Raw genomic sequence first — 14,866 nt, forward strand, 5'->3', positions numbered from 1 at the left:
TGAAGTTGTTGAGCAGTCACGCCTGGCTCGCTGCGGACAGTGAGCGGCCTTTTGAAACTGGTGAGCGCGAAAACCGGCCTCGTTGTGAGGTTCGCGTGCGCGCTGTCGCGGACATTGGGGGGTGCATCGTCGTGCCGCCCTGCGGCCGCAACGCTAGGCCGACGAACACCTCATCAGAGAGACCCTGCAGCCTTCGGCGTGTCAGGGCCGTGTTCTACGCTTCGTAGTGGACTCCTGTCCCAGGTGTCCGTCATACCCGACCTACCGTCGTTGGAGCATCATGCCTCTGAGCTCGATCCCGCGCCCGACCGAAGTGGCTCACCGTGTCCGCAGCGCGTTCCGCGCCCGGGTCTCCGGTGACCCCACTGGGGCGCCGGACTGGGTGCGCGACATCGCCCTGGTCGGGGAGGGCCCAGGCTTGTTCGAGCCCGACGGCGTCGTCTGGCAGGTCCACGGTGGCCTTTCCACTTTGGTCGGCGGCGTCGCGGCCCTCCTCGGCCAGGGCGCGCACCCCCTCGCGATGGCCGGGGTCGCACGGCACTCCTCCTACCGCAGTGACCCCTGGGCACGCCTCGCCGGGACCGCGCGCTGGCTCACCATCACCACCTTCGGCTCCGCGGAACTCGCCGAGCGGGACTCGGCACGTGTCCGCCGCATGCACGGGCGGGTCAGCGGTACCACCGACGACGGTCGCGCCTACTCCGCCTCCGACCCCGCCCTCCTGCGCTGGGTGCACCTGGCCTTCACCGATGCCTTCCTCGGGGCCCACGAAGCCGTCGGCCACGACCTGGCCCCGCGGTTCGGCCGCACCTGGGCCGACACCTACGTCGCCGACTGGTCCCGCAGCGCCCGGACCCTCGGGGCCGAGGACCTCCCGGTGAGCCGCCGGGAACTCGCGGAGGCACTGCGCGCGCTCGAGCCTGACCTGGAACCCGTGCCCGCCGAGCTGCTGACGTTCCTGTCCGCCCCGGACGGGCTGAACCGGGCGGAGCGGATTTTCTACAGCGGCATCGCCAGCGCCGGCGCGCTGGTCATCTCCCCGTCCGTGGCACCCCTCGCCGGGGTACCCGGCCGCGGAGACCGCTCGCTCGCGAATCGCCTCCGCCTGCAGCGCACCCGCCTGCAGCTGCGGACCTTCCAGCTTGCCCTCGGCCCGCACAGCCCCTCCGTGGACGCGGCGCGCTACCGGCTCGGCCTCGCCGACCGCCCGAACTGGCTCGACTGAGCGAGGGACAGCTAGGGCATCCCGTTGAACGGCCCGGTGCCGTAGCGCCTGTGGATAGGCAGAGCATCGCCAGTGTGTGAGTGGTTGAGTAGGTTCCATGAGGTTCGACGACCTGCTGGTTTCTGAAGACGACTACTCCTCGGGTGCCTGCGAGAGCAGGCGGGAATCGATCCTCATGTACCCGGGGAGTGCCGGTCGAGCCGGCGGGGGACTACGGGGTCAGCGGCGGGTTCGCGGCCGCGTGTACCGGCCGGCCAGGTCGTTGAGTGCCAGGATGGCGACGATGATCGACACCGCGACGGCGGAAAGGCCGGCGTACAGGCCCACGAGCATCGTCATCGGCGAACTCGCCTCCGCCAGGAAACCGATTCCGCCAATGGCTCCGACAACCCAGAACGCGGCCACCAGAGCCAGCGCGATGATCGACGGCAGCGCCGACCGATTGTCCCTGATCCACTGTGCCGGACGTACCGTTTCGATCCCCATGAGTGCCATGCTCCAAGTGTTCCGACCCCCGGATGAGAAGGAGGCTGACGACACGCACCGACAGGTCACGGTTGGGCGGCGATCGACCCGGGCTGGTGACGTTCGGAGGCGTCGCATCCCCGGATGGCTCCGATGGGACGTGCTGTCCGGCGGGAGGTATAACGGTTCGGACCCGCACCCGTTCCGGGGTGTCGCTGTGCGCCCGTCGCCGGTACGGTCGAAGGCGGGCGATGCAGCACTGCAGGGTCCTTGCCGGGCGGTTCCTCGCCACCCTTCACCCGCTGCCATAGGAGACGAAGTCCGTGACCAAGCTGCCCTACGTTCTCGCCCTCGCCGCCACGGCGCCGCTTCTCGCAGGCTGCGTCACCACCTCGGGAACGGCGCCAGAGGCCGCTCCTGTCCCCGCGACGAGATCGTCGAGTGCCACAGCCGCGCCCTCGGCCACGCCGGCTCCGGCGGAATCAGCCACGCCGGCTCCGGCGGAATCAGCCACGCCGGCCCCGGGAGTATCAGACTCCCCGTCAAGCGACCCGATGCAGGCGCCGACGCCGGAACACACTGCCACCGTCGCGACGACGCCCGCGGACAGTGGGACGCCGGTCACCGAACCCCCGGTCACCGAACCGCTCGCCGACCCCACGACCGAGGCGCCGGTCGAGCCTCCGATCGTCGTCACGCCTGATCCGACGTGGGAAGAGGCGCCCCGGATCACCGTCCGGCAGGGATCCTCCTTCACCGCCACCGGGAGCGGCTATCAGGCCGGCCAGGAGGTATTCCTGAACATGGGTGTCTACCAGACCGACAGCATGGTGCTCGAGGAACAATCCGTCATCGCCGATGCCACAGGTGGCTACAGCTTCACCATCACGATCGGACCGGACCTCCCGCCCCAGACCTACGGGGTCTTCACGATGGTTCGCGGGGGAGCGGGCTCGGGCGCGGACTACGAAGCGACGAAGCAGTTTGCCATCATCGAGGTCGTCCCGGCCTAGTCGAGTTCACGGCCGGACGTCGCCCGACCGGGGCGGCGCCCGTGCGCTGTCGGTGTCGCCCCGGTTGCCGGGAGCTCCTGCCTGCTACGAGTGCTGCGCGGCGAGATACTCGTTCAGGGCCGATTGGGGCACGCGGAACGATCGACCGAACCGGATGCTGGGGAGTTCCCCCGAATTCACTAATCGGTAGACCGTCATCTTCGAGACCCTCATCTGTTCTGCTACTTCTGCCACGGTCACGACCGGGCCGATTCCACTGGTCATATCACTGCTGCCTTTCATCCCAGAATCCCCATGCTTAACTTTGGTACCTCTGGTGAGTACCCGACAGAGTAGTGACTACCTGTTGTGACCGCGGGCGACACAAGTAGTCGAGCACCGGCGGAGGGGTAGGAACAGCGAGGGGGCGCAAGTACCCGGCTGTGCGCGGGTCCACCTTTCAGCCGAGCTGGCGGATCGGCGATCCCGCCAGCCAGGCGAGGATCGCGTAGACCACCTGCGGATAGAACACGCGGTACGTGTGATCGGTGATGTAGCCGATGTGTGGGGTGAGAACCGGGCGGGGGAGCGATCGCAGGATGTGATCGGCCGGCAGGGGCTCGACGTCGTACACATCGAGTGCGGCGCCGCCGATGCGCTCCGCTTGCAGGGTCCTGACGAGGGCGTCCGTGTCGACGAGCGGGCCGCGCGAGGCGTTCACCAGGATGGGCGCATCGACGCCAGCTCCTCGATGCCTCCGGGCCGGATCCGATGCGGTGCCCGCTCACGTGGGGTCCCGTAGCTGCGCGGCGGCGGCCTCCGCGGCCAGCTGCTCCTCCGTCATGATGGTCCCCCGCAGGAATCCGCCGCTGCCGAGCATCCGCCGGATGTCCTCGACGCGGAGGGGAACGGGCCGACCGCTGTGCGCGACCGCATGGCAGGTGGGGCACAGCGGGACGAGGTCGGTGAGCGGGTCCACCTCGTAGTAGGAGTCGAGGTATTCGAGCGGGGTGATGTGGTGGACCTCCATGAGGTCGCGACCGGCGTCCCCGTACGCCTGCTCGAGATCCACGTCGCAGGCGTGGCACAGGGAGCCGCGGTGGGCCAGCGCGAGGCTGCGCAGATCCGGGTCGTGTTCCGCGGAGTTCGCGGGCACGCGGGTCACCATCCGCGCGGGCAGGCTACCGGGGACCGGATGTCGCGACCCGCGGAGCGGAGCAACGGTTTCCGACCACAGTGATCGCAGCGTTGCGGCCGCCGGCCCGTCGAGTGGTCGGGCCTCGGTCTGCTGCCGGATACCGGGCAGGAAGGCCTCGAGGCGCGCGAGCGGTAGCTGGTCACCGTGCGGCAGGAGGGCATCGAACTCGATCGCCAGGTCCTGGTGCCGTCCCTGGCCTGACGACACCGCGGTGATCTCCCCGTGCCCCACTACACCGCGCATCAGGGGACCACCATCCACCACGAGCAGCCAGGCATCGGTCCCGATCTCCACGCGTTCGTCGATCGCGACGGTCCATGGGTGCCGCACGACGCCGCTCGTCCTCACCGTCGCGGTGGCGGAGGCGTAGGAGCCGGACCACTGCGGTCCGGCGGTCGTCCAAGCCAGGATCAACGCCTCCATGCGGCCGAGTCTGTCATGGAAGGGTGCGGATGCAAGAGACGCACGAGTTCAAGGGAGACACCAACTCGAGGAGCTACGGATGATCAGGGCTGCAGCAGCCACCGCACGGCGTCGTCCTGGTCCGTGAAGAACCGCGTCTCGCTCGGCGCCCGGACCATGAATGCGGTCAGCACGAGATCGACGTCGTCCGAGCCGAGGAGTGCGATCCTTGCCGGATGACTGTAGCCGAGGACGGCCTGCCTGGCCTCGCAGGTGACCTCACGAAGGGCTGAAACCTGCACGAGCAACGGCAGCCTCCGGTGGGCTGATGCGGTGATGGCCCTACCGACCCGGGCGACATCGACGTGATCGATCACGATCTGGTGGCGCCACGTCAATCGAAGGACGGACGGAAGGACCGAGAGAGTGAAACGACCGGCGTCGTAACCCGGCGACGAGGGTGCCGAACACCGGAGCGTCGCGTGCGAGTTCATCAGGGACCGCCTCATCCACGCCCGCGACCGCGCGTCACCGGCCGGTCGGAGCAATCTGCCGAACCGCCCGGGGGCGGCGGGTCGCGCGAAGAGGCGCCACCGTCAGTTGTTCGGCGCTACTCAGGGCGCGGATGGGTGAACGGTAAGCCGGATCGACCGTGCGGTCATAGGCCCGGGGGCGTGGGCGTCAGATGTCCCAGGCAGGGCCTTCGGTCCAGAGCCCCAGCTCCTGGAAACTCTCGATCAGCGGGCGTACTCCGGGAGCGAGGACAGGCAGGCCGTTCTCGACGGCGATCAGGGGAGCGTGATGGCGCACTTCGGCCATCTCGTTCGCGAAATGCAATGCCCTGGCGTGGTCCGCGGTCAGCCCGGCACCACCGGCAGCGACGGCCTCGAGGGCCTCCTGGGCTTTGCCGAACCGGATGGCTTGAGCGAGATCCGCCGCCGCGACCTCACGGTCGTCGAGTGCTGCACTGGCCCATCCCTGCAGGGCGGACTCTTCCTTGAGTAACACGCCCACCTCTTCCCACTCCTGCGTCATCCGACCCCCATGGCGAGTTGCTGAACCGAGGTTCCAGAGTGGCAGGCGCCGACCGCGCCGACAAGCCCGACGGGGTGCTCCGGGCAAGTCGTTAGGAGCTCGTGACCTCGCGGCAGCAGTCGTCCGGCGGCGCTTACCGTGCCAGACTGAAGGGCATGTGCCCCCCAGCCGACCAGGCCCACGATTCCTCCGCCGCAGACGACAGCAGTGCATCTCAGAAGGGCACCTCGACGGAGTCCGTCATCGAGGAGCGTCATATGGCGTTGAGGCTCGACGACGCCTGGCTCCGTCTGCAGACCCGCGTGGCACTCAAGCGCGGCAGGGTGGACACCGTCATCCCTTATACCGGCTACGGGACGACAGCCTGGATCCGCGTGCTGGCGCGCGTCGTCCTGAGCGACCCGAGGGACACCGGAGGCACGGACGACGGTCCCCTGAAGCCCTTGCAGGAAGGTATGCGCGGGTGGCGCAACTTCACGAGCGCTCCCGTCGCCCACGCCGTCATGCACGTGACCGTCGGTGACACCGTCCACGACGTCACCGCTGATCGCGGCGGCGTCGTCGATGCCCGCATTCCCGTCTCCCTGGCCCCCGGGTGGCATACGATCGAGCTGCAATCCGGCAGATCCACCGTGGTCGAGGCGCCGGTGCGGGTCGTCGCGGACGGCACCACGTTCGGGGTGGTCTCCGACATCGACGACACCGTCATGGTGACGGCCCTGCCCCGCCCGTTCCTGGCCGCCTGGAACACCTTCGTCCTCGACGAGCACGCGCGGACCCCCACCCCGGGAATGGCCGTGCTCTACGAGCGGATCGTACGCACGCTGCCCTCGGCTCCCGTCCTCTACCTGTCCACGGGGGCGTGGAACGTGGCACCGACCCTCTCGCGATTCCTCTCCCGGAACCTGTACCCGGCGGGTCCCAAGCTCCTGACCGACTGGGGCCCTACTCGTGATCGCTGGTTCCGTAGCGGCCAGGAGCACAAGAGGACGTCCCTGGAACGTCTCGCTGAGGAGTTCCCCGGTATCAAGTGGCTGCTGGTGGGAGACGACGGCCAGCACGACGAGGCCATCTACGCCGCCTTCGCCCGGCGTCATCCGGAGAATGTCAGGGCCATCGCCATCCGGCAGTTGTCCGCGGGCGAGGCCGTCCTCGCAGGTGGTCGCTCCAAGACGGGCGTGCAGCCCACCCCCGGCATTCCCTGGGTCTATGCTGCGGATGGCGCCGGTATGTCGGCCAGGCTGGAGGAGATGGGAATCATCCACAGCGAGGTCCGCTCGGCCGGCGTCCCGGAGGAAACCGACTGAGCCGGATCCCTCCGGCGTCATCCAGCAGGTAGCACGGACGAAGAGGACCCGCATGCCCGCACGTACGTACCCGGCACTGTCCTACGAGCTGTATCCCCCGAGGGGCGACGACGCCGAGGAGTCCCTGTGGGCGACCATCCGACGCCTCGAGGACACCCGACCGGACTTCGTGTCCGTGACCTACGGTGCCGCGGGCAGCAACAGGGAGACAGCCCTCACCCTGCTGCGTCGGCTGCTCACGGAGACCGCGCTGAAGCCCCTGGCACATCTGACCTGTGTCGGCAGCAGCCGCGCCGAGCTCACGGACGTCGTCGAGCGCCTCATCGGTGGTGGCGTCCGCGGCATCCTGGCCCTTCGCGGTGATGCGCCGGACGGCGTGGACCCCTCCGAGGGCGATCTTCAGCATGCCGAGGACCTGGTCCGGCTGATCCGTCACATCGAGGCCCCGCGGACCGCCCAGCTGGCCGCGGGCCGGGTCTCCGTGGGGGTCGCCGCCTACGCCACCCGCCACCCCGACTCGCCCAGTGAGGAGCACGACATCGACGTGCTCCTCGCGAAGCAGCAGGCGGGCGCGGACTTCGCCATCACCCAGGTGTTCTTCCAGCCCGCCGACTACGCCCGGCTCCTGACGCGGGCACGACGGGCGGGGGTGACCATCCCCATCATTCCCGGGGTCATGCCGCTCACCAGTACCCGCCGGGTCGAGAAGCTGGGCAGCCTCGCCGGCATCGAGGTCGACGCCTCCCTCCTGGCACGGCTGGAAGGGGCGCGCTCCGACGCGGAACGGCGTCGTACCGGGGTCGCGGCGACGGTCGAACTGGCGCGCGCCGCTCTCGATCACGGAGCGCCCGGGCTCCACCTCTACACCTTCAACGAGCATGCCGCCGCGCTGGACGTCCTCGACGCGCTCGGCCTCGAGCGGCCACCCGAAGCGGGTACCGTCGCGTCACTCTGAGCCGGGGAACCGTTCGGTGTGTCCGGCGCCCGGGGCAAAGCTCAGGTGCGTGCAGTCCGAAGCCGGTCGGCGAGGACGACGACGCCGACGCCGAGGAGTGCGGCACCGGCCAGGGTGCGGCGGGCGGAGCGCCGCCTGCCCTTCCACCCGCCGGTGACCTGCGCGGTCGCGGGGTCGAGGGAGGGTGCGTAGAGGTTGCCCGACGAGGGGTCCGCCGCCTGCTTCTTCGACAGATGCGTGTTCTCGACCTGGTGCGCCATGACCTTCTCCATGCGGCCGGGCATGAGCCGGTGCTGCCGGACCATCGAGCGCCCGAGCCTCCCGACCACGAGCTCGTGCCGCGGGCGCTCGGCCAGACGGAGGATCGCCTTCGCGACGCGCTCGGGGGAGTAGACGGGCGGCATGGCGACCGCGCGGCGGCCCGTGTAGTTGGCCGCGTGCTGGAAGAAGGGCGTGTCGATGGTGGGTGGCAGGACCGTGCACACGTGGATGTGCTTCTGCCGGTCGAGGCCGAGTTCGGACCCGAGGCTGACGCCGAGGGCACGCACCGCGGCCTTCGACACGGAGTAGGCCGAGGTGTAGGGCTGCGGCACCGCTCCGACGATCGATGCCACATTGACCACGACACCCGCGCCCTGGTCCTGCATCCGTTCGAGCGCCACGCGCGCACCGTGCACGTACCCCATGACGTTGACGTCGATCACGCGCCTGAAATCCGCCATCGGCACCGCCAGGAACGGCGAGAAGAAGGAGACGGCGGCATTGTTGACCCAGATGTCGATGCGCCCGTACTCCTGGACGGCCCGGCTCGCGAGCTGCCGGACGTCGTCGTACTCCGACGTGTCCGTGGGGACGGCGATGGCCCGCGACCCCAGGGCCTGGCACTCCGCCACGAGTGCCTCGAGCGCTTCGACGCGCCGGCTCGCGAGCACGAGACTGACCCGGTGCCGCGCGAAGTGGAGGGCCGTGGCACGCCCCACCCCGCTCGCCGCTCCCGTGATGACGATGACGCTGTTCCTGATCCGCATACGGTTCCTCTCCTCCCGGCCGCCGGGCAACCGCCCGTCGCACGGTCCGACGCTACGGAGCGGGCTGGAGGCGCTGCAACGGAAATCGCGCCGGCCGGAGAGCGTGCCCCGAGCTACGGAGTGTGCTTGGGCACGATGCTCCTGGATCGCAGGATCTCGGCGAGCTGGTCCATGAACAGCCGCACGCGGGCCTCGTCCGCATCGCTCGTCCGCAGCGCGAAGATGCTCCGCGTGAGGCGGATCTCCGGGACGTCCAGCGCGACGATCCCGTCGGGACGGTTGACCATGGCGAGATCCGGGACCAGAGCGGCCCCCAGTCCGGCGGCGGTGAGCTCGAGGCTCGCATTGAAGTCGTCGCAGTAGGCCGCGATCCGGGGGTGCAGATTGCAACTCGCGAACAATCGCTCGATGACCGTGGCGTCCGCGGTCCCGGGGTGGTGCATGATCCACGGCATGTCGGCGAGCTGGTCCGCGGTGACCCGTGCGCCGCTGCGGATGCCCCAGCTCTCGGGCAGGACCACCCTGAAGTCGTCGTCGCCGATCCACTGGCGGCTGAGCGTCGAGGGCCACGCGAGACCAGCCTGACCCACCTGGTAGACGAGGGCGAGATCGAGGTCGCCGCCGGCGCGGAGGCCCTGGATCGCGTGCGCGGGTTCGCCGACGAAGAGCCGCAGGGAGACCCCGAGCCGCTGCCACTCCGGCATGCGCAGCAACCGGGGGAGGGCGAAGGTGGCGAGGCTGGGGAAGATGCCGAGCCGGAGTTCGTGGGCGGGCCCGGCGCCCGCGCGGGCCGTCGAGGCGAGGAGAGCGTCGATGTCGGTCAGGACCTTGGACGCATGGCGCGCCACCGCCAGCGCGGCGTCGGTGGGGATCACGCTTCGGGCGGACCGGGTGAAGAGCGTGGCACCGGTATCGCGTTCGAGCGCGGACATCTGCTGTGAGACGGCCGACGCCGTGTAGCCGAGGCTCGTGGCGGCTCCGCTGAACGAGCCGTGCCGGATCACCTCGAGCAGGGTGCGCAGATGAATCGGATTCACCACCTATCACTCACCCCCTCGTTGGTCCAGCTCCTGATGTGCAGCAAGAACCTGTTGCACCAATCCCGATTATGTGCGTCTCCGAACTTCTCCCGAACCATCTTTGCGACAGGTCTCTCAGATCCTCGTGCCGGTACCGCGGGCGCCTGGCCCGGCGGGCTTGTGGCGACTCCGCGGGTTCCCCCGCGGAGGATCCACCGAACCGCCGAGCATCCAGGAGACATGATGGCCGCAGAAGACACGGAATCCGTCGAGCTTACCCGGGGCGACGGCGTGACCGGCCGCCGCAGGGTCGCCGTCGTCGGCAGCGGTGTCTCCGGCCTGACCGCCGCCTGGGTCCTCCGCCGCGACAGCGCCGTCACCCTCTTCGAAGCCGACGAACGGCCGGGAGGGCATGCGCACACCCATCAGGTGGACCTGGCCGACGGCACGACGACGGGCGTGGACACCGGCTTCATCGTCCACAACGACCGCACCTATCCCACCCTCCTCCGCCTGTTCGACGAGCTCGGGGTCCCGACGCAGGATTCCGACATGAGCATGTCCATCCGCTGCGACGGGTGCGGCCTCGAGTACGCCGGGGCCAAGGGGCGCCGCGGGGTGTTCGCGCAGCCCGGCGTGCTGCTCCGCGGGCGCTACCTGAGGATGCTCCTGGAGATCCTGCGCTTCCAGAGGTCCGCGCGGGCGCTGCTGGCACGCACCGGGGAGCCGGAGGCCGGCGACGAGGACCTGACGCTGGGCGATTTCCTGCACCGGGGTGCGTTCAGCGACTACTTCACCTCGCACTTCATGACCCCCGTGGTCTCCGCCGTGTGGTCCTGCGACCCCGCGACGGCCCTGGCCTACCCCGCGCGGTACCTCTTCTCCTTCATGGACCACCACGGCATGCTCACGATCAAGGGTTCCCCGCAGTGGCGCACCGTCACGGGTGGCTCCAACGAGTACGTGCGGAGGGTCGTCGAAAACCTCGACGACGTGCGGCTGGCCAGCCCTGTGACCTCGGTCCGGAAGACGGCCGACGGCGTCCTCGTCACGAGCGCCGACGCGACGGAACTGTTCGACGCCGTCATCATCGCAACGCACCCGGACCAGGCCCTGGCGATGATCGAGGAGCCGACCGGCGCGGCCGCCGAGGTCCTCGGCACGATGCCCTACTCGGTCAACAGGACACAGTTCCACACCGACGAGTCGGTCCTACCCAGGGAACACCGTGCCCGCGCCTCGTGGAACTACCGGCTGCCCGCCTGCGATGCGACCCCGGACCACGTGCTCGTGTCCTACGACATGACCCGGCTCCAGCGGCTCGAGGGCCGGACCAACCACCGCTTCATCGTCAGCCTGGGGGAGGGCGAGCTGATCGATCCCGCGCTGGTCCTGAAGACCATGGTGTACGAGCACCCGCAGTACACGCCGCAGTCCGTCACCGCCCAGGCGCGGCTGGCGGAGCTGAGCGACAGCCGCGTGGCCTTCGCCGGGGCCTACCACGGGTGGGGGTTCCATGAGGACGGAGCCCTGTCCGGGCTCCGCGCGGCAGAGCGCGTCGGCGGGTCGTGGGACGGCAACCCGGCCGCTGAACTCGCCGACGTCCGGTCATGAGCGCGTCCCTCTATCCGACCAGCATCCGCCACGTACGGCGGACGCCGCTGCGCAACGAGTTCACCTACCGCAGCTACAGCTGGTTCGTGGACCTCGACGACCTCCCCGTCCTGCCGCGCTGGCTCGCCCCGTTCGCCCGGTTCGTCCCCGAGGACCACCTGGGCTCGCCCACGAACAGCATCCGCGAGAACGTCGGGGAGTTCCTGCGCTCACAGGGCAGGGACGACGACGGCGGGACGGTCACGATGCTCGGCAGCGGACGCGTCCTCGGCCACGTCTTCAACCCCCTGTCGCTCTTCTGGTGCCACGACCGTTCGGGTGCCCTCACCGCCGTCGTCGCCGAGGTGCACAACACCTACGGCGAACGCCACTGCTATCTGCTCGACGTCGACGCGCACGGCACGGCGCGCACGCCGAAGGAGTTCTACGTGTCGCCATTCAACCCCGTCGAGGGGGACTACGAGATGCGCGTGCCCGAGCCCGGCGAGCACCTGGGTGTCGCGATCGTGCTGCACCGCGAGGACCAGGCGCCCTTCACCGCGACGATGACCGGACACCGGCTGCCTGCGACCACCGCGAACGTGGTCCGGATGGCGCTCGCCGTCCCCCTGGCGCCCCTCCGCGTCGTCGTCCAGATCCATTGGCAGGGGATTAGACTCTGGCTGCGGCGGCTGCCCATCAGTCCCAGGCCGCTCCATGAACCCCAGGAGGCAGTTCGATGAGCACCACGGTTGTTCCTTCGCAGGCGGAGGTGGATCCGGCTGCCTGGCCGGGCATCGCCGGTGTCCCCAGCGGCACGCGGGTCAGGGTCCGGGCTGCCATCGCCGAGAAGATCTTCTCGACCGCGGTCAACACCCTCGAGCTCCGGGTCATCTACGACGACGGCACCGTCCTGGGCGCGCCAGGTGGCGGCCCGCGGCCCGAGATGCGCATCCATCGACCGGCCGACTTCTACGCGAGGCTCGGTGACAGCGGCCTGATCGGTCTCGGCGAGTCCTACATGGCGAAGGACTGGACGGCGTCGGACCTCACCGACGTGATCGAGGTCTTCGCGGCGCGTGCCGCCCACCTCGTGCCCGTGCCGCTGCAGAAGCTCCGGGGTCTCTCGCTGCCCAAGCCGCCCCGCCGGGAGCGCAACAGCACGGCCAATACGCGCTCGAATATTTCGCGGCATTACGATCTCTCCAACGAACTCTTCGCCCTGTTCCTCGACGGGACGATGTCCTACTCGAGTGCCCTGTTCGACGCCACCGGGAAGGACCTCCTGCACGTCGCGTGGGACGAGCTCGCCACGGCGCAGCATCGGAAGATCGACCGCCTGCTCGACCAGGCGAATGTGGGGCAGGGCACGCGCGTGCTCGAGATCGGCACCGGCTGGGGGGAGCTCGCGCTGCGGGCCGCAGCGCGTGGAGCCACCGTGGTCTCCATGACCCTCTCCAGTGAGCAGAAGGACCTGGCGGAGCAGCGCATCCGCGACGCCGGCTTCGCCGACCGCGTCGAGGTCCAGCTGAAGGACTATCGCGGCGTCGAGGGTCAGTACGACGCCGTGGTGTCGGTCGAGATGATCGAGGCCGTGGGCTACGAGTTCTGGGCGGTGTACTTCCAGACCATCGACCGCGTCCTCGCGCCGGGAGGCCGCGTGGCCATCCAGGCGATCACCCTCCCGCACGAGCGCATGCTGGCGACGCGGCGGTCCTACACGTGGATCCACAAGTACATCTTCCCCGGCGGGTTCATCCCGTCGGTCCGAGCCATCGAGGACGTCACGGACCGCTACACGAGCCTCCGTGTGCGGGAGCGCCTGTCGATGGGGGACCACTATGCACAGACGCTGCGCCTGTGGGAGGAGCGCTTCCTCGCCCGGCACGCGGACGTCGAGGCCCTCGGCTTCGACGAGACGTTCGAGCGGATGTGGCAGTTCTACCTCTGCTACTCCCGGGCGGGCTTCCAGGCCGGCTACCTCGACGTGCAGCAGCTGATCTTCGACCGGCGGCCCTGACGCCCGTCGCGCACCACCCTGCCGTGCACCCGCTCGCGCCGGACCGTTCCACCAAGGAGTTTCGCGTGACTGATCCCGAGCACGGCACCACGGCGACCGCCGGCCGCCCGCACAGCGGCACGGAGGGCGTCGCGCAGAAGCTGGCGGCGATCCTCGGGCCGATCGTGGGTGGCGAGCTCCCCGTCCGGCTGGTCGCCTGGGACGGCAGCGCCGCCGGGGGCGAGGACCAGCCCGAGGTCCGCCTGAACAGCGTCGACGCGTTGCGCCGCATCCTCTGGAGTCCGGGCGAGCTCGGCGTGTCGCAGGCGTACGTCACCGGCGAACTGGATGTGCCCGGGTCCCTCGGGCAGGCGCTGACCCATCTGTGGACCGTGATCGGGCAGCGCGGCCTCTCGATGCCGCGGCTGACCCCCCAGCTCGTCCTGCAGCTGACGAAGGTGGCGCGCGAGGTCGGGGCCTTCGGAGCGCCGCTGCCGGCGCCGGCATCGCAGGCGAAGATCAAGGGCCGCCTGCACAGCCTGCTGCGGGATCGAGCGGCCATCAGCCACCACTACGATCTCTCCAACGACTTCTACGGCCTCATCCTCGACGACCACATGGCGTACTCCTGCGGGTACTGGCTGTCCGAGGACCCCGACTACTCCCTCGAGGACGCCCAGCGCGACAAGCTGGACCTCGTGTGCCGCAAGGTGGGCCTCGACACGGAGCCTGGCCTGCGGTTCCTCGACGTCGGCTGCGGCTGGGGGTCCCTGAGCCTGTACGCCGCCGAGCACTTCGGCGCGAAGGTCACCGGTGTGACGATCTCGCGTGAGCAGAAGGCGTTCATCGACCAGCGGATCGCGGAGCGGGGGCTCGGCGACCGCGTCGAGATCCGGCTCCAGGACTATCGCGACGTCCGCGATGGCCCGTACGACGCCGTCGCCTCGCTGGAGATGGGAGAGCACGTGGGCCAGGAGAACTACGGCACCTACACGTCCACGCTCTTCCGGAACGTCGCGCCGGGCGGCAAGGTGCTGATCCAGCAGATGTCGCGCCACGGCAGGCACCCGGGCGGAGGTCCGTTCATCGAGTCCTTCATCGCGCCGGACATGCACATGCGTCCCGTGGGGGACACCGTGAACCTGATCGAGGGTGCGGGCTTCGAGATCCGCGGTGTCCAGGCGCTCCGCGAGCACTACGTCCGGACGATCGACGCGTGGGAGGACCGCTTCGAGGCCAACTGGGACCGGGCCGTCGCGATGATGGGCGAGGAAGTCGCGCGCGTCTGGCGCCTGTACATGGTCGGCGCATCCATGACCTTCCGGGACGGCCGCATGGGCGTCGACCAGATCCTCGCGCAGCGCCCACTGAGGTAGGCCCGCGGACGGCGCGAGCCGTCACGCCGACATATGGCCCACGGCCGGTACCGCTCCTTGAGGATGCGGTGCCGGCCGTCGTCGTGGGCGGTGGGAACCGACCGCCATCGAGTCCGCCAGCCCGTCCGCGACACGCCGCGGAATCGCGACACGGAGTTTTTTCTGCCTGTGCGGAACTCCTCCACAGCATGTGGACCGGCATCCCGTGAGGCCCCCGGAATCGCTCGTTTCCGGGCTTTCCACGGGTGTCCGACTGTGGACATCGTGTGGAC

16 protein-coding genes and 1 pseudogene are annotated in these 14,866 nt (G+C 69.5%); 8 read left to right on the forward strand and 9 right to left on the reverse strand.

Annotation, left to right across the window (positions count from 1 at the left end):
- Window positions 1–280: 280 nt before the first annotated feature.
- Window positions 281–1,225: an oxygenase MpaB family protein gene (locus FJV46_RS12110; RefSeq protein ID WP_232008631.1), complete on the forward strand. Its 945-nt coding sequence runs from the start codon at window positions 281–283 to the stop codon at window positions 1,223–1,225.
- Between the two features lie 219 nt (window positions 1,226–1,444).
- Here the strand turns inward: FJV46_RS12110 and FJV46_RS12115 are convergent, their stop codons facing one another.
- Together FJV46_RS12115 and FJV46_RS15410 are read right to left on the reverse strand one after the other, a co-directional pair.
- Window positions 1,445–1,720, reverse strand: a complete 276-nt coding sequence (locus FJV46_RS12115) for a hypothetical protein (protein WP_087026222.1) — start codon at window positions 1,718–1,720, stop codon at window positions 1,445–1,447.
- Between the two features lie 307 nt (window positions 1,721–2,027).
- Window positions 2,028–2,204, reverse strand: a complete 177-nt coding sequence (locus tag FJV46_RS15410; RefSeq protein ID WP_204840876.1) for a hypothetical protein — start codon at window positions 2,202–2,204, stop codon at window positions 2,028–2,030.
- Between the two features lie 40 nt (window positions 2,205–2,244).
- On the opposite strand from FJV46_RS15410, the gene FJV46_RS12120 reads away from it, so the two are divergent.
- Window positions 2,245–2,703: a hypothetical protein gene (locus FJV46_RS12120; RefSeq protein WP_087026225.1), complete on the forward strand. Its 459-nt coding sequence runs from the start codon at window positions 2,245–2,247 to the stop codon at window positions 2,701–2,703.
- 84 nt (window positions 2,704–2,787) lie between these two features.
- Here the strand turns inward: FJV46_RS12120 and FJV46_RS12125 are convergent, their stop codons facing one another.
- The 5 genes and pseudogenes from FJV46_RS12125 to FJV46_RS12145 form a co-directional block, all read right to left on the reverse strand.
- Window positions 2,788–2,967: a helix-turn-helix domain-containing protein gene (locus FJV46_RS12125; RefSeq protein WP_087026228.1), complete on the reverse strand. Its 180-nt coding sequence runs from the start codon at window positions 2,965–2,967 to the stop codon at window positions 2,788–2,790.
- Window positions 2,968–3,142: 175 nt separating this feature from the next.
- Window positions 3,143–3,409 (reverse strand): annotated as a pseudogene (locus tag FJV46_RS12130) (NAD(P)-dependent oxidoreductase); the annotation flags it as partial.
- A 57-nt stretch (window positions 3,410–3,466) separates the two neighbouring features.
- Window positions 3,467–4,303 carry an HNH endonuclease gene (locus FJV46_RS12135; protein ID WP_087026232.1) on the reverse strand — a complete coding sequence of 279 codons (837 nt, stop codon included), beginning with the start codon at window positions 4,301–4,303 and terminating at the stop codon, window positions 3,467–3,469.
- Between the two features lie 83 nt (window positions 4,304–4,386).
- Entirely contained in the window at window positions 4,387–4,680 is a 294-nt protein-coding gene (locus FJV46_RS12140; protein ID WP_126130572.1) for a DUF7793 family protein, read from the reverse strand.
- A gap of 283 nt (window positions 4,681–4,963) precedes the next feature.
- On the reverse strand, window positions 4,964–5,290 hold the full coding sequence (locus tag FJV46_RS12145; RefSeq protein ID WP_126130573.1) for a hypothetical protein: 327 nt from the start codon (window positions 5,288–5,290) through the stop codon (window positions 4,964–4,966).
- A 182-nt stretch (window positions 5,291–5,472) separates the two neighbouring features.
- Between FJV46_RS12145 and FJV46_RS12150 the strand changes: the two genes are divergently transcribed.
- Entirely contained in the window at window positions 5,473–6,624 is a 1,152-nt protein-coding gene (locus tag FJV46_RS12150; RefSeq protein WP_087026240.1) for an App1 family protein phosphatidate phosphatase, read from the forward strand.
- 52 nt (window positions 6,625–6,676) lie between these two features.
- On the forward strand, window positions 6,677–7,579 hold the full coding sequence (locus tag FJV46_RS12155) for a methylenetetrahydrofolate reductase (protein WP_087026242.1): 903 nt from the start codon (window positions 6,677–6,679) through the stop codon (window positions 7,577–7,579).
- Between the two features lie 41 nt (window positions 7,580–7,620).
- Here FJV46_RS12155 and FJV46_RS12160 read toward each other — a convergent pair whose 3' ends face one another.
- Window positions 7,621–8,607 (reverse strand): SDR family oxidoreductase, encoded by a 987-nt coding sequence (locus FJV46_RS12160; protein ID WP_087026245.1) that lies wholly within the window; start codon window positions 8,605–8,607, stop codon window positions 7,621–7,623.
- Window positions 8,608–8,720: 113 nt separating this feature from the next.
- Window positions 8,721–9,647 (reverse strand): LysR family transcriptional regulator, encoded by a 927-nt coding sequence (locus FJV46_RS12165; protein WP_087026248.1) that lies wholly within the window; start codon window positions 9,645–9,647, stop codon window positions 8,721–8,723.
- Between the two features lie 222 nt (window positions 9,648–9,869).
- Between FJV46_RS12165 and FJV46_RS12170 the strand changes: the two genes are divergently transcribed.
- The 4 genes from FJV46_RS12170 (at window position 9,870) to FJV46_RS12185 (ending at window position 14,594) form a co-directional block, all read left to right on the forward strand.
- Window positions 9,870–11,240, forward strand: a complete 1,371-nt coding sequence (locus FJV46_RS12170; RefSeq protein ID WP_087026398.1) for an NAD(P)/FAD-dependent oxidoreductase — start codon at window positions 9,870–9,872, stop codon at window positions 11,238–11,240.
- Window positions 11,237–11,962: a DUF1365 domain-containing protein gene (locus FJV46_RS12175; RefSeq protein WP_087026251.1), complete on the forward strand. Its 726-nt coding sequence runs from the start codon at window positions 11,237–11,239 to the stop codon at window positions 11,960–11,962. Before FJV46_RS12170 ends, FJV46_RS12175 begins: the two co-directional genes overlap by 4 nt.
- Window positions 11,959–13,239, forward strand: coding sequence for a class I SAM-dependent methyltransferase (locus tag FJV46_RS12180; protein ID WP_087026254.1), 1,281 nt, complete (start codon window positions 11,959–11,961; stop codon window positions 13,237–13,239). The genes FJV46_RS12175 and FJV46_RS12180 overlap by 4 nt, the downstream gene beginning before the upstream one ends.
- A 65-nt stretch (window positions 13,240–13,304) precedes the next feature.
- Complete coding sequence (locus FJV46_RS12185) at window positions 13,305–14,594, forward strand: SAM-dependent methyltransferase (RefSeq protein WP_087026257.1); 1,290 nt, start codon at window positions 13,305–13,307, stop codon at window positions 14,592–14,594.
- Window positions 14,595–14,866 lie beyond the last annotated feature (272 nt).

It is taken from the genome of Arthrobacter agilis (assembly GCF_006494655.1).
Classification (GTDB): domain Bacteria; phylum Actinomycetota; class Actinomycetes; order Actinomycetales; family Micrococcaceae; genus Arthrobacter_D; species Arthrobacter_D agilis.